Annotated in this window: 12 protein-coding genes, 1 pseudogene and 1 CRISPR repeat array; of the genes and pseudogenes, 9 read left to right on the top strand and 4 right to left on the bottom strand. The window is 66.0% G+C overall.

The window, feature by feature from the left end; translation table 11 throughout:
• Window positions 1-220 precede the first annotated feature (220 nt).
• From ISN38_RS07875 to cas2, 7 genes are all read left to right on the top strand, one after another.
• The gene (locus tag ISN38_RS07875) at window positions 221-2,515 is read left to right on the top strand and encodes a CRISPR-associated endonuclease Cas3'' (RefSeq protein WP_206712145.1); all 2,295 of its coding nucleotides are present in this window, start codon (window positions 221-223) and stop codon (window positions 2,513-2,515) included.
• Window positions 2,516-2,601: 86 nt separating this feature from the next.
• Complete coding sequence (gene cas5c, locus ISN38_RS07880) at window positions 2,602-3,276, top strand: type I-C CRISPR-associated protein Cas5c (RefSeq protein ID WP_003465423.1); 675 nt, start codon at window positions 2,602-2,604, stop codon at window positions 3,274-3,276.
• Window positions 3,273-5,117, top strand: a complete 1,845-nt coding sequence (gene cas8c / locus ISN38_RS07885) for a type I-C CRISPR-associated protein Cas8c/Csd1 (RefSeq protein ID WP_206712146.1) — start codon at window positions 3,273-3,275, stop codon at window positions 5,115-5,117. The genes cas5c and cas8c overlap by 4 nt, the downstream gene beginning before the upstream one ends.
• Window positions 5,114-5,992, top strand: a complete 879-nt coding sequence (gene cas7c / locus ISN38_RS07890; protein ID WP_039006212.1) for a type I-C CRISPR-associated protein Cas7/Csd2 — start codon at window positions 5,114-5,116, stop codon at window positions 5,990-5,992. The genes cas8c and cas7c overlap by 4 nt, the downstream gene beginning before the upstream one ends.
• A 21-nt stretch (window positions 5,993-6,013) precedes the next feature.
• Window positions 6,014-6,646 carry a CRISPR-associated protein Cas4 gene (cas4, locus tag ISN38_RS07895; RefSeq protein WP_206712147.1) on the top strand — a complete coding sequence of 211 codons (633 nt, stop codon included), beginning with the start codon at window positions 6,014-6,016 and terminating at the stop codon, window positions 6,644-6,646.
• A gap of 2 nt (window positions 6,647-6,648) precedes the next feature.
• Window positions 6,649-7,683, top strand: coding sequence for a type I-C CRISPR-associated endonuclease Cas1c (cas1c, locus tag ISN38_RS07900; RefSeq protein WP_003465413.1), 1,035 nt, complete (start codon window positions 6,649-6,651; stop codon window positions 7,681-7,683).
• Window positions 7,684-7,698: 15 nt separating this feature from the next.
• Window positions 7,699-7,989 (top strand): CRISPR-associated endonuclease Cas2, encoded by a 291-nt coding sequence (gene cas2, locus ISN38_RS07905; protein ID WP_003465411.1) that lies wholly within the window; start codon window positions 7,699-7,701, stop codon window positions 7,987-7,989.
• 190 nt (window positions 7,990-8,179) lie between these two features.
• A CRISPR array of direct repeats spans window positions 8,180-12,477; the repeat unit is 31 nt; unit sequence GTCGCGTCCTCACGGGCGCGTGGATTGAAAC.
• A 148-nt stretch (window positions 12,478-12,625) separates the two neighbouring features.
• Here cas2 and ISN38_RS07910 read toward each other — a convergent pair.
• The 4 genes and pseudogenes from ISN38_RS07910 to ISN38_RS07925 all read right to left on the bottom strand — a co-directional run bounded on the left by ISN38_RS07910 (window position 12,626) and on the right by ISN38_RS07925 (window position 15,721).
• Window positions 12,626-13,135, bottom strand: a complete 510-nt coding sequence (locus tag ISN38_RS07910) for a hypothetical protein (protein WP_003465407.1) — start codon at window positions 13,133-13,135, stop codon at window positions 12,626-12,628.
• Window positions 13,136-13,193: 58 nt separating this feature from the next.
• Window positions 13,194-13,487 (bottom strand): LysM peptidoglycan-binding domain-containing protein, encoded by a 294-nt coding sequence (locus ISN38_RS07915; RefSeq protein WP_003465406.1) that lies wholly within the window; start codon window positions 13,485-13,487, stop codon window positions 13,194-13,196.
• A gap of 104 nt (window positions 13,488-13,591) precedes the next feature.
• Complete coding sequence (gene queF / locus ISN38_RS07920) at window positions 13,592-14,410, bottom strand: NADPH-dependent 7-cyano-7-deazaguanine reductase QueF (protein ID WP_206712148.1); 819 nt, start codon at window positions 14,408-14,410, stop codon at window positions 13,592-13,594.
• A 189-nt stretch (window positions 14,411-14,599) separates the two neighbouring features.
• A pseudogene (locus ISN38_RS07925) lies at window positions 14,600-15,721 on the bottom strand (M20/M25/M40 family metallo-hydrolase).
• Window positions 15,722-15,983: 262 nt separating this feature from the next.
• Between ISN38_RS07925 and ISN38_RS07930 the strand changes: the two are divergent.
• Both ISN38_RS07930 and ISN38_RS07935 read left to right on the top strand, forming a co-directional pair.
• Complete coding sequence (locus tag ISN38_RS07930; RefSeq protein ID WP_206712149.1) at window positions 15,984-17,225, top strand: efflux RND transporter periplasmic adaptor subunit; 1,242 nt, start codon at window positions 15,984-15,986, stop codon at window positions 17,223-17,225.
• A 150-nt stretch (window positions 17,226-17,375) separates the two neighbouring features.
• Window positions 17,376-20,597, top strand: a complete 3,222-nt coding sequence (locus tag ISN38_RS07935) for an efflux RND transporter permease subunit (RefSeq protein ID WP_003465403.1) — start codon at window positions 17,376-17,378, stop codon at window positions 20,595-20,597.
• Window positions 20,598-20,663: the final 66 nt, after the last annotated feature.

Consider the following 20,663-nt stretch of genomic DNA (forward strand, 5'->3'; position numbering starts at 1 on the left):
TGTTTCCGGCAGAAGCATCAATGTATGACGCACCCTCTATCCAACTGCCGATTGTTCATCAGCCGCCCCCAGCAACTGAGCACTTGCTCCCGCTGGTGCGGCGACACGCGCCATGCCGGAGCCGATGAACTGTCTAACACAAAAACGGAACTTCCAGGTATAAGCAGCCTACGGCACGGTGATCGCAGTGCCAACACGGAGATGGGCATAGGGGGCAAGGATGAAGTTCTACGCACACTCGGCCAAGCGACAGGATCGGGGCGACTGGCAACCGCTGGCCGAGCACCTCATCCAGGTCGGCGATTTCGCTGCCGAACACGCCGCGCCTTTTGGCGGCCAGATTCTGGCCCGCGCAGCCGGCCGCCTGCATGACTTGGGCAAGTACACCGAGAAGTTTCAGGCCCGTTTGGATGGCGACCCAGCCCGCGTGGACCACGCCACCTGGGGCGCGCGGATTGCCCGCGAGCGTTACTCCACCACCGGCGCTCTGATCGCCTATGGCATCGCTGGCCACCACGCTGGGCTGGCTGATGGACGCGCCGGGCACGAGGCGCAGTCGCGTCCCTCGCTGCAAGAGCGCCTGTCCGACGATTACCGCAAGCACGAACTGCCGCCGCTGCTTCCGGAGTGGGAACGGGAGTTGGCGCTGCCGGACAAGCTGGCGTTGCCGGCAGGTTTCGCTGGCCATTCGCATTTGGAACGTCGTCCCTTCCAGCTATCCCTGCTCGCCAGGATGCTGTTCTCCTGCCTGGTCGATGCCGATTTCACCGACACCGACGACTTCTACCGGCGCCTGGAAGGCCGGCCGTCGCGCGCGGAAGAAGCCGGTACGCGGCCCACGCTGGCCCAGCTGCGCGAACGCCTGAACACGCACATGGCCGGCTTTCCCCGCGAGGGCGGCATCAACCCGCTGCGCACGCAGATCCTGCACGAAGTTCGCGCCAAGGCGGACATGCCTCCCGGCCTGTTCTCGCTCACCGTGCCGACCGGCGGCGGCAAGACGCTGGCCTCGCTGGCGTTCGCCCTGGATCACGCCATCGCGCATGCACAAAGCCACGGCCTGCGCCGGGTGATCTACGTGATTCCGTTCACCAGCATCGTCGAACAGACCGTGCAGGTGTTCCGCCATGCGCTCGGGGTGCAGGACCGCGACGACGTGGTGCTGGAACACCACAGCGCGTTCTTCGACGACCCCAGTGCAGCACCGCAGGCGATCGCCAAGCGCAGGCTGGCGATGGAGAACTGGGACGCGCCGATCGTGGTCACCACCGCGGTGCAGTTCTTCGAGAGCCTGTTTGCGGACCGTCCAGCGCGCTGCCGCAAGCTGCACAACATCGCCGGCAGCGTGGTGGTCCTGGATGAGGCGCAGACCCTGCCGCACAACCTGCTGCGTCCCTGCGTGGCGCTGTTGGACGAACTGGCGCGCAACTACCGGGTCAGCCCGGTGCTGTGCACCGCCACCCAGCCGGCGCTGCGCCTGGAGCAGGGCTTCAAGGGCGGCCTGGAACATGTGCAAGAACTGGTGGACGATCCACCGGCCCTGTATGCGCAGCTGCAACGTGTCCGCGTGCGCCACGTGGGCATGCTCGACGACGACGTATTGGCTGACCACCTGCGCCGGCGCGAGCAGGTGCTGTGCATCGTCAACAACCGCCGCCACGCGCGCCACCTATTCGATGCGATCGCCGGTCAACCCGGCGTGCGCCACCTGACCACGCTGATGCACGCACGCCATCGCAGCGCGGTGTTGGCCGAACTGCGCGAGGATCTGAAGGCGGGCCGTCCGTGTCGGCTGGTCGCCACCAGCCTGATCGAGGCTGGGGTCGATGTGGACTTTCCTGCCGTGCTGCGCGCCGAGGCCGGCCTGGATTCCATCGCCCAGGCTGCGGGGCGCTGCAACCGCGAAGGCCGACGACCGCTCGACGCCAGCGAAGTGCTGGTGTTCGCGCCGGCAAACCGGGATTGGGCACCACCGAAGGAACTGGAACTGTTCGCCGAGGTCTTCCGTGGCGTCGAGCGCGCCCACCGCAACGATTTGCTAGCGATGGAGGCGGTCGCCGACTACTTTGGTGCGCTCTATCGCCGCCTGGGCGATGGCCGGCTCGACCGCGAGGACCTGCTGGGGCTGCTGCGCAACGCCGACATCGACGGCCTGCCGCTGGATACGCTGGCGCGCAAGTTCAAGCTGATCCGCACCACGATGCGGCCACTGATCGTGCCCTATGCACCAGGCAGCGACAAAGAGGTACCCGAGGTTGCCGATACCCTGCGCCAGCTCGAACACGCCGAGCAGGTGGGCGTGGCCGGTGCTGCCCGTCGCCTGCAACCATGGCTGGTGCAGGTGCCCGAGCAGGCCTACAAGGCACTGTGGCAGGCCCATGCCATCGCCCCGGTCGCGCAGGCCAGGTATGGGGAGCAGTTCGTCCGGCTGGTGAATCCAAGGTTGTACGACGCGCGGTTCGGGCTGCACTGGGACAACCCGCAGTTCATAGCAGCCGAGGCTCTGGTTAATTGAGCAAAACCGCTTGCAATCAAATCTCGAAAATTGAGATAGAAATGAGGCAGATTCAACTTGGTAAGGCCACCATAGGGGGAACAAGGATGAGTTACGGCATCAGGCTCCACATCTGGGGCGAGCGGGCGCTGTTCACGCGCCCGGAGATGAAGGTAGAGCGGGTCTCGTACGACATCATCACGCCGTCGGCAGCGCGCGGCATCCTGGAAGCCATCCACTGGAAGCCGGCGATCCGCTGGGTGGTAGACGGCATCCAGGTACTCAAGCCGATCCGCTTCGAGTCGATCCGCCGGAATGAGGTCGGCAGCAAACTGTCGGCAGCCAGCGTGACCAAGGGGATCAAGGCCGGGCGCACCGATACGCTGGTCAGCTACGTCGAGGAAGACCGCCAGCAACGCGCCGCCACCTTGCTGCGCGATGTGGGCTACGTGATCGCCGCACACTTCGAGCTGACCGACAAGGCCGGCGCCGACGACAACGTCGGCAAGCACCTGGACATCTTCAACCGCCGCGCGCGGCGCGGGCAGTGCTTCCAGACGCCGTGCCTGGGTACGCGCGAGTTCCCCGCCAGTTTCGCACTGATCGAAGACGACGCTGCCGTGCCGGCCACCGACCCCGCGCTGGCCGGCGAACGCGATCTGGGCTGGATGCTGCACGACATCGACTTCACCGACGGCATGACCCCGCGCTTCTTCCGCGCACGCATGGTCGATGGGCGCGTCGAAGTACCAGCGCCGGAAGACGGCGGGGTGCGCGCATGATCCTGTCCGCGCTCGCCGACTACTACCAACGGCTACTGGACGATCCGGCATCGGGCATCGCCGCGCCCGGCTATAGCCAGGAGAAGATCGGCTACGCGATCGTGCTGACCACCGACGGTAGCGTCGTGGCAGTGGAGGACGAACACGACTACGACGGCAAGAAGCGGATTCCGAAGTCAGTTTCCGTGCCGGCGTCATTCAAGCGCCCCGGAATCGGAACCAATCCGTTCTTCCTGTGGGACAAGACCAGCTACGCGCTCGGGGCGAGCGCCAGCAGCAAGCGTAGCGAGCAGGAGCACGCAGCGTTCAAAGCTCTGCACCAACAGGCGCTGGCCGACAGCAACGATCCTGGCTTGCTGGCACTACTCGCTTTCCTCGACACGTGGTCCCCCACACAGTTTCCGGAACACCCTCACTTTGCACGACATGGCGAGGCACTGTTGGATACCAACGTGGTGTTTCGCCTGGATGGCGACACCGGTTATCTGCATCATCGTGCTGCCGCGCGCGCTGCCTGGGAGCGGCAACAAGGCCAAGGCGCCAACGGTGCATTCGGCATTTGCCTGGTCAGCGGCGAACGCGCGCCGCTGGCACGACTGCACCCAGCGATCAAGGGAGTGAACGGCGCGCAGAGTTCCGGCGCATCGATCGTCTCGTTCAATCTCGACGCCTTCACCTCCTACGGCAAGAGCCAGGGCGAGAACGCCCCGGTTTCCGAGCAGGCCGCCTTCGCTTACACCACCGCGCTCAACCACCTGTTACGCCGCGACCCACGCAATCGCCAACGTGTGCAGATCGGCGACACCACGGTGGTGTTCTGGGCGCAGGCGAAGACGACCGCGCAGGCCGATGGTGCCGAGGACCTGATCGCCGATTTCCTACGTGGCGGCGAAGCAGGCGACCCTGGAATCGCCGACGGCCAGGCCACCCAGCGCCTGCAGCTCGCATTGGAGCAGGTGCGACAAGCGCGACCGCTGCGAGAAGTGGACGCCACGCTGGACGACGAAGCCCGCGTCTTCGTGCTGGGCCTTGCTCCGAACGCCTCGCGCTTGTCGATCCGCTTTTGGGAAACGCAGACGCTGGCCGGCTTCGCGCGCCGCCTGGCCGACCACTATCACGACCTCGCCCTGCAACCACCCGCCTGGAAGCGCCCGCCAACGCCACAGTTCCTCGCCCTGCAGACCGCGCCGGTCTACGGAGAGCACGGCAAGCCCAAGGCCGAGGACGTCTCGCCGCTGCTGGCCGGTGAGCTGACGCGGGCGATCCTGACCGGCACGCGCTATCCGCGCAGCCTGCTAGGCGCCATCGTCATGCGCTTCCGCGCCGATGGGCAGGTCAACCCGCTGCGTGTGGCCTTGTGCCGGGCCGTACTGGCGCGCGAAGCACGTTTGGATACGCAACAAGGACTGTCATCCACCAAGGGAGAACCCCCCGTGAGTCTCGATACCGCCAATACCGATCCCGGCTACCTGCTGGGACGACTGTTCTCGTCGCTGGAAAACCTGCAACGCGCAGCGCTCGGCGGCCAGGTCAACGCCACCATTCGCGACCGCTACTACGGCGCCGCCTCGGCGACACCAGCCAGCATCTTCCCGGTCCTGCTGCGCAGCGCGCAAAACCACTTCGGCAAGCTGCGCAAGGACAAGGCCGGCCTGGCGGTGAACCTGGAAAAGGAAATCGGCCAGATCATCGACGCACTTCCCACCAGCTTCCCCCGCACGCTGCCCATCGAAGAGCAAGGCCGTTTCGCGATCGGCTACTACCACCAGACCCAGGCGCGCTTCGTCCGCAACGACGGCCAGGACGCCCCCGACACCGCTACCGAAGGAGATCACGCATGAGCGCCATCGCCCACCGCTACGAGTTCGTCTACCTGTTCGACGTGACCAACGGCAACCCCAACGGCGACCCGGATGCCGGCAACCTGCCACGCCTGGACCCGGAGACCAACCGCGGCCTGGTCACCGACGTGGCGCTCAAGCGCAAGATCCGCAACTACGTCGCGCTGGAAAAGGAGAACACGCCGGGCTATACCATCTACATGCAGGAGAAGTCGGTGCTGAACAGCCAGCACGAGCTGGCCTGGAAGGCGTTGAACATTCCGCCGGACGAAAAGGAAAAGTACAAGAGGCTCCCCAAGGATCAGGCCAAGGCCAAGGAACTCACCTTGTGGATGTGCGCCAACTTCTTCGACGTGCGCGCCTTCGGCGCGGTGATGACCACCGAGGTCAATACCGGCCAGGTCCGCGGCCCGGTGCAGCTAGCCTTTGCCAGTTCGGTGGAGCCGGTCCTGCCACTGGAGGTGTCCATCACCCGCGTGGCGGTGACGAACGAAAGGGACCTGGAGAAGGAGCGCACCATGGGCCGCAAGCACATCCTTCCCTACGGACTGTATCGCGCCCATGGCTTCGTCTCGGCCAAGCTAGCCGAGCGCACCGGTTTCTCCGAAGACGACCTGCAACTGCTATGGCGCGCGCTGACCAACCTGTTCGAACACGACCGCTCTGCCGCGCGCGGAGAGATGGCCGCGCGCAAGCTGATCGTGTTCGAACACGAACACCCAATGGGCAATGCTCCGGCGCATGTGCTGTTCGACAAGGTCAAGGTCGAACGTGTCGAGAGTGCCGACAACGGGCCGGCACGCGGCTTCTCCGATTATCGGGTCCTGATCGATCGCGACCTGCCGGCCGGCGTCACCGTCACTGAACTGATCTGACCGCCGGGGAGAGCGGGAACCATGGACGACGAAGACCTGATCCCGCTCTCTGCCCTACAGCATTACCTTTATTGCCCGCGCCAGTGCGCGCTGATCCATGTGGAACGGCAATGGGCTGAGAACCGGCAGACTGCCGAGGGCCAGCTGTTGCACCAACGCGCCGATACGCCGCAGACCGAGCGCAGGCGCGGCGTGCGCACGGTCACGGCGATGCCGCTGCTGGCGCTGCAACTTGGCATCACCGGCAAGGCAGATGTGGTCGAATTCCATCGCGAGGGCGTCGGCGAATTCGCCTTTCCGGTGGAATACAAGCGCGGCCGGCCGAAGTCGCACCGGGCCGACGACGTACAACTGTGCGCGCAGGCCTTGTGCCTTGAGCACATGCTGGGCCATCCCGTCGCCGCCGGCGCCTTGTTCTACGGCCAGACGCGGCGGCGCAAGGATGTCGCCTTCGACCCAGCCCTGCGCGAGCTGACCCTGCGCACCATCACCGAAACCCGCGCAATGCTGTCTTCCGGCACTACGCCGAGCGCGCACTACGAAGCGCGACGCTGCGATGCCTGTTCCCTGATCGACCTGTGCCAGCCACGACTGCTCGGCCGCGGCAGCGTCGAAGATTGGCTGCGCAAGCAGCTCGACACCGAGGAGGAGTGAAGGTGCGCCGCCAACTCAACACGCTCTACGCCACCACAGACGGCGCCTGGCTGCGCAAAGACGGGGCTAACGTCGTGATGGAGGTCGAACGGCAGGAACGCGCCCGGCTCCCCGTGCACATGCTGGAAAGCCTGGTCTGTATCGGCCGGGTCGCGGTATCGCCGCAGCTGCTGGGCTTTTGCTCCGAACAAGGCATCAGCATCTGCTACCTGACACCACAGGGACGCTTCCTGGCGCGCGTCGAAGGCCCAGTTTCAGGCAACGTGCTATTGCGCCGCGAACAATACCGGCGCAGCGACGACCCTGCGCGCTGCGCGGCCATCGTCCGTAATCTCCTGGTGGGAAAGATCCATAACCAGCGCGCTGTCCTCGCCCGCGGCTGGCGCGACCACGGTGACCGACTCACCGACATTGCCGCCTTTCAGCACGCGCTCAAGCGTCTCAAACGCATCCCGCAACGCATCCTCGGCCAGAACAGCGTGGATGTGTTGCGCGGTCTGGAAGGCGAGGCCGCGCAATCCTATTTCGGCGTGTTCGGCCAACTCGTCCGTGCCGACGCACCGGTGCTGCGCTTCGGCGGCCGCAACCGCCGTCCGCCGCGCGACGCGTTCAATGCCCTGCTCTCCTTCCTCTATACCCTGCTCACCCACGATTGCCGTTCCGCCCTGGAAACCGTTGGCCTGGACCCGGCAGTCGGCTTCCTGCACAGGGACCGCCCTGGGCGGCCCAGCCTGGCCCTCGACCTGGCCGAAGAGTTCAGGCCGTTGCTCGGCGAGCGCCTGGCGTTGTCGCTGATCAATCGTCGCCAGTTGAACGAACGCGACTTCCAGACCTTCGACAGCGGAGCCGTCCTGCTGAAGGACGATGCCCGCAAGACCGTTCTGGTGGCCTACCAGGAACGCAAGCGCGAACAACTCCAGCACGCCTTCCTCGGCGAGAAGGTGGATATCGGCTTGCTGCCCTTCGTCCAGGCCCAGCTGCTGGCCCGACACCTGCGCGGCGACCTGGATGGCTATCCCCCCTTCTTCTGGAAATGAAAAGGCCGCCGCGCCATGATGGTTCTGGTCAGCTACGATGTCAGCACGAGTTCCCCCGGCGGCGAAAAGCGACTGCGCAAAGTCGCCAAAGCCTGCCGTGATCTCGGCCAACGCGTGCAATTCTCGGTCTTCGAAATCGAGGTGGACCCTGCACAATGGGCCGCATTGCGGCAGCGCTTATGCGACCTGATCGATCCAGGCGTCGACAGCCTGCGCTTCTATCAGCTCGGCGCGAAATGGGAAGCCCGCGTGGAGCACGTCGGCGCCAAGCCCAGCCTGGACCTCAAAGGCCCACTGATCTTCTGACGCGAACCGCAAGCGACCGGGGAAAGCCGGGCAGGTTCGCGCAACAAACCAAGTCATTGATTTACAAGAAAAACACTAACCTCTTCCGCTCACTACAGGTCCGCGGCGGCCCAATTCGATTGCGTCTCCGAAGGGTTCCGCAAAAGTGCGGACTTTTTTCCAACACCCATCAGCACTTATGCTCAGGGCGGTCGCGTCCTCACGGGCGCGTGGATTGAAACCGGTCCGGCTGCGCACATTGGCCTTTGCCTCATCGTCGCGTCCTCACGGGCGCGTGGATTGAAACGCCTGCAGATCGCCCGAAGCGGCCAGCAGGGTGGTCGCGTCCTCACGGGCGCGTGGATTGAAACCGCAGCTCTTCTAGCTGAGCCTTGGCGATGTCGAGGTCGCGTCCTCACGGGCGCGTGGATTGAAACCCGATATCGCCGTGGTCTTCCAGGCCCGCCGGGTGGTCGCGTCCTCACGGGCGCGTGGATTGAAACTCTGTCCGCCCACAGCCGTGCGCTGTACTCGCTGGTCGCGTCCTCACGGGCGCGTGGATTGAAACTCGTGGTCCCGACCGCCGCAGTTCGGGCAGGTGCGGTCGCGTCCTCACGGGCGCGTGGATTGAAACGAGGCGTACCGTGGTGGAGTGTGCCCGGGCTAGGACAGTCGCGTCCTCACGGGCGCGTGGATTGAAACGAGCGCGCGCGGGTGGATGCGTTGTTCGGAAGCCCGTCGCGTCCTCACGGGCGCGTGGATTGAAACCCGATTGGCATTCGATCCACAGCTTTTTACCTGGTCGCGTCCTCACGGGCGCGTGGATTGAAACATCAAGTATTCCGCCAACTGCCCGTCCCAAACCTTGTCGCGTCCTCACGGGCGCGTGGATTGAAACCGAATTAAATTTCCCTACCTGTACCCCAACGCCGCCGTCGCGTCCTCACGGGCGCGTGGATTGAAACCAGCCCTGGCTGACGGACACAATCCGCTCCAGTTGTCGCGTCCTCACGGGCGCGTGGATTGAAACTTCGGAGGCTCAATTGGTGTCTCCATTGCTGTTGCGTCGCGTCCTCACGGGCGCGTGGATTGAAACCAAGACCGCGCGAGCGCGAGACGCTTTTTAGAGTGTCGCGTCCTCACGGGCGCGTGGATTGAAACCAGCGGCATGTGTGGCCGCGTGCTGCTGCCGTGCGTCGCGTCCTCACGGGCGCGTGGATTGAAACTCCTTTGCCGCTGCGCCTCCTTGTGCGCTTGTACAGTCGCGTCCTCACGGGCGCGTGGATTGAAACTGGCCCACCGCCGCGGACACCGATTGGATGTTTTGGTCGCGTCCTCACGGGCGCGTGGATTGAAACTGCTAGTTAACGCCGATGTGTCGGCGGTCCTGCTGTCGCGTCCTCACGGGCGCGTGGATTGAAACGATATTGGACATTTTCAACTCCTAATTAGTTAGAGTCGCGTCCTCACGGGCGCGTGGATTGAAACGCCTGCAGCTTCCCAAAAATCGGCGCCTGCCCAGTCGCGTCCTCACGGGCGCGTGGATTGAAACCGTGTGCCTGCTCATCCTGACGCCTCCTGCGCAGGTCGCGTCCTCACGGGCGCGTGGATTGAAACCGCATGTACACCTTCTTAGAAGCTTGTGGAGTATCCGTCGCGTCCTCACGGGCGCGTGGATTGAAACTTGGCGGCGATGCTTGCCGCAGGGATCAAGCCAGGTCGCGTCCTCACGGGCGCGTGGATTGAAACGGGATTTGGTGTTGCGTATTTGGAACGCTGAGTTGTCGTCGCGTCCTCACGGGCGCGTGGATTGAAACAATATGTACACCTTCTTAGAGGCTTGTGGAGTATGTCGCGTCCTCACGGGCGCGTGGATTGAAACCTTGGTACGGAAGAGGAGGCTGAGGAAATGCGTCGGCGTCGCGTCCTCACGGGCGCGTGGATTGAAACTACAAGCGCATCCGTAGTGGGAAGCGCAAGCCGCCGCGTCGCGTCCTCACGGGCGCGTGGATTGAAACGATGGACGCTGAAGCGATGCTCCGCGACGACCTGGGTCGCGTCCTCACGGGCGCGTGGATTGAAACTGGTCGGGACCGCGATGTTCGACGCACAATTTTACGTCGCGTCCTCACGGGCGCGTGGATTGAAACCAGATGCGCAACCACTCAGGGCCAGCATCGCAAGTCGCGTCCTCACGGGCGCGTGGATTGAAACCGTTACATGTGTAACCCGTGCATACTCTCAGCACGGTCGCGTCCTCACGGGCGCGTGGATTGAAACAGTGGCTACTGACCGCCAGCCTGTAGTCGTTGAGGGTCGCGTCCTCACGGGCGCGTGGATTGAAACTCACACCGGTGTGGGATTGACGTGTCGGCTATGGGTCGCGTCCTCACGGGCGCGTGGATTGAAACACCATGGCGAGCGCAACGGTCCTCGATAACACGGGTCGCGTCCTCACGGGCGCGTGGATTGAAACTCGTGTACCTGCTCACCCTGGCACCTCCTGCGCAGGTCGCGTCCTCACGGGCGCGTGGATTGAAACAGACTACGAATCTGAATGTCGCAGGTTCGAATCCGTCGCGTCCTCACGGGCGCGTGGATTGAAACCAGCTTTCCGGATGGGGCCAGTGTTTTTGCAGGCGTCGCGTCCTCACGGGCGCGTGGATTGAAACAATTTGACGCGAGACAACCGCAACCTCGCGATCTGGTCGCGTCCTCACGGGCGCGTGGATTGAAACCAGAATCTGGTTAGCGCACCGGTAGGCAGCTACATCGTCGCGTCCTCACGGGCGCGTGGATTGAAACGTGAACGCGCCGACAACACGGTCCATCGCCGTGGGTCGCGTCCTCACGGGCGCGTGGATTGAAACATGCAGTCAGTCCTCTCCGATTTCGCCAATATCCGTCGCGTCCTCACGGGCGCGTGGATTGAAACAGGTACGTGATCGAGAATTGCTTGATCGTGTCCGAGTCGCGTCCTCACGGGCGCGTGGATTGAAACGCCAACGACGTGACCCGAGCGCGCGCCCATGCCGGTCGCGTCCTCACGGGCGCGTGGATTGAAACTTGCATTCGGTTGGAGCATTCAAACTCCGGGCCTGTCGCGTCCTCACGGGCGCGTGGATTGAAACACGATGTTGACCTGTTCGGGCGCGTCGGCGTAAAGGTCGCGTCCTCACGGGCGCGTGGATTGAAACTCGGTCGTGCTGCGTGAACGCGACGTAGACATCAGTCGCGTCCTCACGGGCGCGTGGATTGAAACCAGCACCCAATCCAGTGTCAGCGGTGCGAGCACTTGTCGCGTCCTCACGGGCGCGTGGATTGAAACAGGCCGTAATCCATCGCGACGGCGGGCGCAGCCGGTCGCGTCCTCACGGGCGCGTGGATTGAAACCGGTCACCAGCAGCGACGCAGCGCGCGCATCGCAGGTCGCGTCCTCACGGGCGCGTGGATTGAAACTGGCTCGCGATGCTGGACGTAGCGCCGATCGAGGTCGCGTCCTCACGGGCGCGTGGATTGAAACAACAATGGCGGTCCGTCAGGTTGGCTGCATGCAGCGTCGCGTCCTCACGGGCGCGTGGATTGAAACCTGCAGCGTGTGCGACGCGCCGGCGCCGAGCGCGTCGCGTCCTCACGGGCGCGTGGATTGAAACACGCGCGCCCACCGCGACATGCGCTCGCAGGTGGGTCGCGTCCTCACGGGCGCGTGGATTGAAACTTGACCTCCGTCGCTATCTTCGTAGCGGCCATGGGCGTCGCGTCCTCACGGGCGCGTGGATTGAAACTCAGATTAAGCGCAGGATGCGCGAAACAAAGGTGTCGCGTCCTCACGGGCGCGTGGATTGAAACATTGAAAACGAGCATGTCACCAAATCCCCAGCGTCGTCGCGTCCTCACGGGCGCGTGGATTGAAACGGCTTCGCGCCGCTGGTGCCGACCGTTTCGCGCCTGTCGCGTCCTCACGGGCGCGTGGATTGAAACCACGAGGACCCAAGGAGTAGCGCCTACTGCCACCGTCGCGTCCTCACGGGCGCGTGGATTGAAACTGGGCGTTTACCGTAGTGCGGCCGTCTATGCTTTCGAGTCGCGTCCTCACGGGCGCGTGGATTGAAACACGGAGGCGCTGCTAGCAAGCATGCGCATGCCGCTGGTCGCGTCCTCACGGGCGCGTGGATTGAAACTCAGCCTGCGTTGCTTCCCGCAAGTTAGAGACCCGTCGCGTCCTCACGGGCGCGTGGATTGAAACATGGCTCAGTCTCGCTGGCGGGTGGCCGGTGTGGCCGTCGCGTCCTCACGGGCGCGTGGATTGAAACATATGCCCGGTAGCGGCCGTCTTCTCCCATACCCAGTCGCGTCCTCACGGGCGCGTGGATTGAAACCCGTACTACGTCACCGGCAACTTCGAGGGTGGTGTCGCGTCCTCACGGGCGCGTGGATTGAAACACCCATGCCATGTCGTCCCGGCGCCACTCGACATCGTCGCGCGCTCACGGCCGCGTGGATCGGAAACTGGCCTGGCGACGATATGTCGTTCTATCGCCTTTGCCCACAAAAAATGGCGCAGTCTCGCGACTGCGCCCAGCGTGCCGCGCCGGCCGGGAGAGAGTCGGCTGGCGCGATCCGTGACTGCGGTGTGCTTAGCGGGACGCGATGCGCATCACTTGACTTCGAATTCCTGCACGGTCCCGGCCGGCTGACCGTTCACGGTGACCTCGGCCTTGTACTTGCCCGCCGGCCAGCCCTTGGCGTTGGTGAAGGAGATATTGGTGGTTTCCGCACCGGCCGTGGTCAGCGTCGCGCTCTGCTCGCCGGCGGTCTGGCCGTCCTGGAACAGCAGCTTGGCGCCGACATTGGTGGTGGTGGAGGAACCCTCGGTTTTCACCGAGACGATGATGGTGTCCTTGCTGCTCAGCGTGCTCAGCGGCGCCACCGTCTTGTCGGCGCCCGCACTGTTGCCCACGGTCACCGAGGCGACCGTCACCGTGCCGGCAGTGGCCGCGGCCGGCGCCGTCTCTGCCGGACCCGGCATCGCCTCGGTCGGGGCGGAGGAGGTGGGATCCGGCGTGGCGGTCTGGCTCTGCTCCTGCTTCTTGCAACCGGCCAGGGCGAGCGCACCGACCAGGGCCAGCAGCAGCGGAGAGGTCAATGTCTTCGAATGGATCTTCATGAGGTGGTGCTCCTTGGATGGAATGATGGATCGCGCAGGTTGTGCGGTGCGGCGCGGGTCAGGCGCGGGCAGGCAGCTTCAGCGTCTGCCCTGGGTAGATCTTGTCCGGGTCGTCGAGCACGTCGCGGTTGGCTTCGAAGATGCGGGTCCAGGCGTTGCCTTCGCCGTAGTGCAACTTGGCGATCTTGGACAACGAATCGCCCGATTTGACCACGTAGACCTGCTGCACCTGTTCGGCGGTTGTGTCCACGTGGGCCTGCACGGCGGAGAAATCCGCCTTCGGCGTGATGTCCGCGGTGGTGTCCACCTTGGCGGTGACTGCCGAAAAATCGGCGCGCTTGTCGCTGTTCATCGCATGTGGCTCCGTGCGTGGATGGGATGCGGCCACGGTTGCATAGAATTTGTTAAAAGCGGATCGCGCAGCCGTGAACGGCGCCGGCCCCATTCAGCCTGCGCCTACTGGCGCGGGTCGCGGTGGAAGGCGATCGGTTCGGCCATGTCGGGCGTGGCGCGCCAGGGATTGATGTCCAGCCCGCCGCGTCGTGTGTAGCGCGCCTCGACCTGCAGCGACTGCGGGCGGCAGCGGATCAGCAGGTCGTGGAAGATCTGCTCCAGGCATTGTTCGTGGAAGCCGGCGTGCTCGCGGAAGCTGATCAGGTAGCGCAGCAGGCCTTCGCGGTCGATGCGGCCGCCGCGATAGCGCACGCACAGCGTGGCCCAGTCCGGCTGGCCGGTGACCGGGCAATTGGATTTGAGCAATGCGCTGCTCAGCGTTTCCTCGACGATGTCGTCGGCCGCGGCGAACAGGAACTGCGGACGTGGCGGGCCGTAGCAGTCGATGGCGATGTCCAGCACATCCAGCGAGTCGCCTTCGCCGAGCGGGTCCACCGGCGGCAGGCCAAACTCCATGGTGACGTCGGCACCGGCGCGCGCCGACAGGTCGCTGACGATGCAGGCGCGCACCGCTTCGGCGCTGTTGAAGCGCATCGCGTTGAGCGAGTTGAGGTAGAGCTTGAGCGACTTGGATTCGATCAGCTGCGGCGAGGTGCACGGCACCTGCAGGGTGGCGGTCGCCACGCAGGGTTTGCCCTGTGCGTCCAGCCAGCCCAGTTCGTAGGCATGCCAGCGGTCGAGGCCGAAGAACGGCAGCGGCGTGGTCTCCAGGCCGATCTCGGCACGGCCGCCGGCGCGGGGAATCGGGAACAGCAGCGCGGGATCGTACTGCGAGGGATACGCGACTTCGCGGCCGAGACTGGAATCCTGGGGGGTGTTCATGCCGGCCAGTGTAGCGGGCGCGGTGTGGCTGGCAGGTGTATGGGGCCGGGATTGGGATTCGGGATTGGCAAAAGCGACGCGGTGCGAACTCCGGCTCGGCCAGCCCACCCGAATCAAGAAATCGCCAGGGTTTGCACGCTCTCCCCACCACCCTTCCCGCTTTTACGACTCCCCAATCCCAATCCCCAATCACAGCTTCATCGCCAGATAATCCAGCGACACCTGCAGCAGCGCGCGCAGGCCCACGTCCAGCGCCGATTCGTCGAGCAGGAACTGCGGCGAGTGGTTGCTCGGCGCGGTCGCCGGATCGATGCCGGGGCCGGTGGCGCGAACATCGACGGCACCTGCTGCGCGTAGAACGAGAAATCTTCCGCACCCATCTGCAGCGGCGGCTCGTAGACGTTGCCGGCGCCGACCACCGCCTGCACGCTGGGCAGCATCTTCGCGGTCAGCGCCGGGGCGTTGATGGTGGCCGGGTTGCCGTCCTGGTCGGGCACGTGCGCCTCGGCCTTGGCGCCGTGCGCGGCGGCGGTGTGCTCGGCGACGGTCTTCAGGTCGGCGAAGATCTGTTGGCGCATGGCGTCGTCGAAGGTGCGGATGGTGCCGACCATCTCCACCTCGTCGGGAATGATGTTGTAGCGGATGCCGCCCTTGATCGCGCCGAAGCTGAGCACCGCCGGCTGCCTGGAACTATTGGCGCGGCGGCTGACCACGGTCTGCGCCGCGCCGATCAGGTCGGCGCTGGCCACGATCGGGTCGATCCCGTTCCGCGGCGCCGAGCCGTGGGTCTGGCGGCCGATCACCTTGATGCTGAAGCGGTCCGAGGCGGCCATCAGCGGGCCGCCGCGCACCGCGATCTTGCCCGCCTGCACGCTCCGGTGTGGGCATCGTGGCCGCAGGCGTGCATAACCCGACGGTTTCGCCGCGGTACTCGCCGGTGGCCTTGGAGGCGAACCCCAGGCTGGTCTGCTCGGTCACCGGCAGCGCGTCCGTTTCCGCGCGCAGGGCGATCTTCGGCCCCGGCAGCGCGCCCTTGATGATCGCCACCACGCCGTGGTGGGCGATCCCGGTCTGCGGCTTCAGGCCCAGCGCGCGCAGCCGCTCGGCGACCTCGGCCGCGGTGCGCTGCTCGCGGTTGGACAGTTCCGGGTGCTGGTGGAAGTCGCGCCGCCATTGGACCACCTTGAGCTGCAGCCTGGCCGCCGCAGCCGCCACGTCCGGACGTTCAGCGGACTCGGCGCAGGCCAGCGCGTGGACGGCGAGCAGCAGCGCAGACGGCAGACGGGGCGGGCGCGGCGTGGAAATCTCCAATCCGGTGTTGTGTGGCGTTCAATCAATGTATTGCATTCACTACAGGCCGGCTCCGCGGCGCGGCGAAAAAACCCTTAGCAATCCGTGTCAACCGATCCGCCGCCGGTGCGTTGCCGCTATCAGCGCCAATAGCCGCACGTGCACGTCCCCCTCTCTTAAGTCATGGTCCAATCGCAACGTGCCGGCGATATGCTTCACCGCTTGTCGCACCAGCCACTGCGGGAGGGTCCCCTACCCCGCCTCGCCACAGGAGTTCCCCCGGATGTCGCGTTTCTGGAAGATTGCGCTGCTGATCGTTGCAGCGATGGTCGTGGTGCTGGTGGGCGCGCATTTCCTGCGCAGCGGACACGGCCATGGCCGCGGCGGCGCGGCGGCGGGCGGCGATGGCGACGACAGCACGCCGATCCCGGTGACGGTGGTCGCCGCCGGCAGCCAGACGGTGCCGATCTACGCCACCTCCACCGGCACGGTGACCGCGCTGGCCACGGTCACGGTCAATCCGCAGGTGAGCGGGCAGCTGATGAGCCTGAACTTCCGCGAAGGCCAGGAAGTGAAGAAGGGCGAGCTGCTGGCGCAGATCGACCCGCGCTCGCTGCAGGCCAGCTACGACGAGGCGGCAGCGAGCAAGCGCCAGAACCAGGCATTGCTGGCCACTGCCCGCTCCACCTTCCAGCGCTCCGATGCGCCGGCCTACCGCCAGTACGTGGCCAGGACCGACCTGGACACGCAGCGCAACCAGGTAGCGCAGTACGAGGCGGCGGTCGCCGCCAACGACGCAGCGATGCGCGCGGCGCAGGTGCAGTTGCAGTACACCCGCATCCTGGCCCCGATCGACGGTATCACCGGCCTACGCGGCGTGGACGTGGGCAACATCGTCAGCACCAGCAGCAGCATCGTCACCATCACCCAGATCCATCCGATCTACGTGGTCTTCAACCTGGCCGAGCGCGAGCTGCAGGGCCTGCGCGAGGCACAGGCGGCCGGACCGCTGACGGTGGCGGCGCTGGACCGCACCGACGCGCACGTGATCGCCGGCGACGGCCGGGTCGACGTGATCGACAACCAGATCAGCAGCGACACCGGCACCTTCAAGGTCCGCGCCGAGTTCCCCAACCCCGGCAACGCGCTGTGGCCGGGCCAGTTCGTCAACGTGCGGCTGACCCTGCGCACGCTGGCCAGCGGCGTGGTGGTGCCGACCCAGGCGGTGCAGCGCGGCCCCGACGGCGACTACGTGTACGCGGTGCAGGGCGACAACACGGTCAAGATGCAGACGGTCAGGCAGGGCGTGGAAGTGGGCGACAGCCAGGTGCAGCTGGAGCAGGGCCTGGAGGCCGGCGAGCGGGTGGTCACCGAGGGCCAGTTCCGGCTCAAGCCGGGCAGCAAGGTCACTCCACTGAAGCCGGGCGAAGCTCCGCCGCAGCCGACCGAAGCCGAATTGAAGGCGGCAGAAAGCAAGCAGAAGCGCAAGGATGGCGGCGGCCGTCGCGACGGCGGACCGCGCTGAGGTCCGCCGCGCGGCCCGGCGCCTTGCGTCCGGCCGCGCGAGCGCGCAAGGCCAAGGGCCGAACGCGGCACGCCCGCCGCCGCCGCGCACGCCATTGGCGCCGCGGCAGATAGATCCGCTCCATCCCGACTTTCGAGCAAGGACACCCCTGTGGGCTTTTCGACGATCTTCATCCGCCGCCCGATCGCCACCACCTTGCTGATGGCAGGCGTGCTGCTGCTCGGCATCCTCGGCTACCGGCAGCTGCCGGTGTCGGCGCTGCCGGAGATCGACGCCCCCAGCCTGGTGGTGACCACCCAGTACCCCGGCGCCAACGCCAGCACCATGGCCTCGCTGGTAACCACGCCGCTGGAGCGGCAGCTGGGGCAGATCTCCGGCCTGCAGATGATGACCTCCGATTCCTCGGCGGGCCTGTCCACGATCATCCTGCAGTTCGCGATGGACCGCGACATCGACATCGCCGCGCAAGACGTGCAGGGGGCGATCCGCCAGTCCACCCTGCCCTCGTCGCTGCCCTACCAGCCGGTCTACAACCGGGTGAACCCGGCCGACGCGGCGATCCTGACCCTCAAGCTCAGCTCCGACACGCTGCCGTTGCGCGACGTGAACAACTACGCCGACTCGATCCTGGCGCAGCGCCTGTCGCAGGTGCCCGGGGTGGGCCTGGTGTCGATCGCCGGCAACGTGCGCCCGGCCGTGCGCATCCAGGTCAACCCGGCGCAGCTGTCGAACATGGGCCTGACCATGGAGGCGCTGCGCAGCGCACTGACCGAAACCAACGTCAACGCGCCGAAGGGCTCGCTCAACGGCAAGACCCAGTCCTACAGCATCGGCACCAACGACCAGCTGTCCAGCGCCGCCGACTACCGCGATACCGTCATCAGCTACAGGAACGGCGCGCCGGTGCGGCTGTCGGACGTGGCGCAGGTGGTGGACGGGGTGGAGAATGATCAGCTTGCCGCCTGGGCCGACGGCAAGCCGGCGGTGCTGCTGGAGATCCGCCGCCAGCCCGGCGCCAACATCGTGCAGACGGTGGAGCAGATCCGCGCGATCCTGCCGCAACTGCAGGGCGTGCTGCCGAGAGGCGTGCACCTGGATGTGTTCTCCGACCGCACCGAGACCATCCGCGCCTCGGTGCACGAGGTCAAGTTCACCCTGATCCTGACCATCTTCCTGGTGGTGGCGGTGATCTTCGTGTTCCTGCGCCGGCTGTGGGCCACGATCATCCCGTCGGTGGCGGTGCCGCTGTCGCTGGCCGGCACCTTCGCGGTGATGGCCTTCGCCGGCATGTCGCTGGACAACCTGTCGCTGATGGCGCTGGTGGTGGCCACCGGTTTCGTGGTCGACGACGCGATCGTGATGATCGAGAACATCGTGCGCTACATCGAGCAGGGCAAGAGTGGGCGCGAGGCGGCGGAGATCGGCGCCAAGCAGATCGGCTTCACCGTGCTGTCGCTGACCGTGTCGCTGGTGGCGGTGTTCCTGCCGCTGATCCTGATGCCCGGCGTCACCGGCCGCCTGTTCCATGAGTTCGCCTGGGTGCTGTCGATCGCGGTGGTGATCTCGATGCTGGTGTCGCTGACGCTGACGCCGATGATGTGCGCCTACCTGCTCAAGCCCGACGCGCTGCCCGAAGGCGAGGACGCGCACGAGCGCGCGGCCGCCGCCGGCAAGACCACCGTGTGGACGCGCACCGTGGCGCTGTACGAGCGCACCCTGGACTGGGTGCTCGGGCACCAGCCGCTGACCCTGGCGATCGCGCTGGCGACGATGGTGCTGACCGTGGTGCTGTACGTGGTGATCCCGAAGGGCCTGCTGCCCGAACAGGACACCGGGCTGATCACCGGGGTGGTCCAGGCCGACCAGAACGTGGCGTTCCCGCAGATGCAGCAGCGCACCGAAGCGGTAGCCGCGGCGCTGCGCAAGGACCCGGCGGTGACCGGGGTGGCCGCCTTCATCGGCGCCGGCTCGATGAATCCCACCCTCAACCAGGGCCAGCTCAGCATCGTGCTGAAGGCCCGCGCCGACCGCGACGGCCTGGACGAGGTGCTGCCGCGGCTGCAGAAGGCGGTGGCCGGGCTGCCGGGCGTGGCGCTGTACCTGAAGCCGGTGCAGGACGTGACCCTGGACACGCGCGTGGCCGCGACCGAATACCAGTACTCGCTGTCGGACGTGGACAGCGCCGAGCTGGCGACGCAGGGCGCGCGTCTGACCGAAGCGCTGCGCAAGCGCCCGGAACTGGCCGACGTGGACAACAACCTGGCCAACCAGGGCCGCGCGCTGGAACTGACCGTGGACCGCGACAAGGCCAGCGCGCTCGGCGTGCCGATGCAGACCATCGACGACACCCTGTACGACGCCTTCGGCCAGCGCCAGATCTCCACCATCTTCACCCAGCTCAACCAATACCGCGTGGTGCTGGAAGTGGCGCCGCAGTTCCGCAACAGCACCGCGCTGCTGCACCAGCTGGCGGTGACCAGCAACGGCAGCGGCGCGCTGACCGCCAGCAACGCCACCAGCTTCGGCCAGACCACCTCCAGCAATTCGTCCACCGCCACGGGCATCGGCAACCAGAACACCGGCATCGCCGTCGGCAGCGGCGGCACCGTGCCGCTGGCCGCGCTGGCTGCGGCAAAGGTCACCACCACGCCGCTGGTGGTCAGCCACCAGCAACAGCTGCCGGCGGTGACGGTGTCGTTCAACCTGGCGCCGGGCTACTCGCTGTCGCAGGCGGTGGCCGCGATCGAGGAGACCAGGGAGCAATTGCAGCTGCCGCCGCAGCTGCATGCCGAGTTCATCGGCAAGGCAGCCGAATTCACCGGCAGCCAGGCCGATATCGTGTGGCTGCTGCTGGCCTCGGTGGTGCTGATCTACATCGTGCTCGGCGTGCTCTACGAGAGCTACATCCATCCGCTGACGATCATCTCCACGCTGCCGCCGGCCGGCGTCGGCGCGCTGCTGGCGCTGATGCTGTGCGGGCTGAGCCTGTCGGTGGACGGCATCGTCGGCATCGTGCTGCTGATCGGCATCGTCAAGAAGAACGCGATCATGATGATCGACTTCGCGATCGACGCGCGCCGCGAGGGCGCCAACGCGCACGACGCGATCCGCCGCGCCTGCCTGTTGCGCTTCCGCCCGATCATGATGACCACCGCCGCGGCGATGCTCGGCGCGCTGCCGCTGGCGCTGGGCGACGGTATCGGCTCGGAACTGCGGCGCCCGCTCGGCATCGCCATCGTCGGCGGCCTGCTGCTGTCGCAGCTGGTCACCCTGTACACCACACCGGTGATCTATCTGTACATGGAGCGCGCCTCCGAGCGGCTGCGTGCGTATCGGGAGCGGCGCGTGGCGGCGGCGGAGCGGCTGGCATGATGTGCCGGGACTCGGGACTCGGGACTCGGGACTCGGAAAGCGGTATCTGTGCGCGGCTGGTGCTGA

Source organism: Xanthomonas translucens pv. undulosa (genome assembly GCF_017301775.1).
Classification (GTDB): domain Bacteria; phylum Pseudomonadota; class Gammaproteobacteria; order Xanthomonadales; family Xanthomonadaceae; genus Xanthomonas_A; species Xanthomonas_A translucens.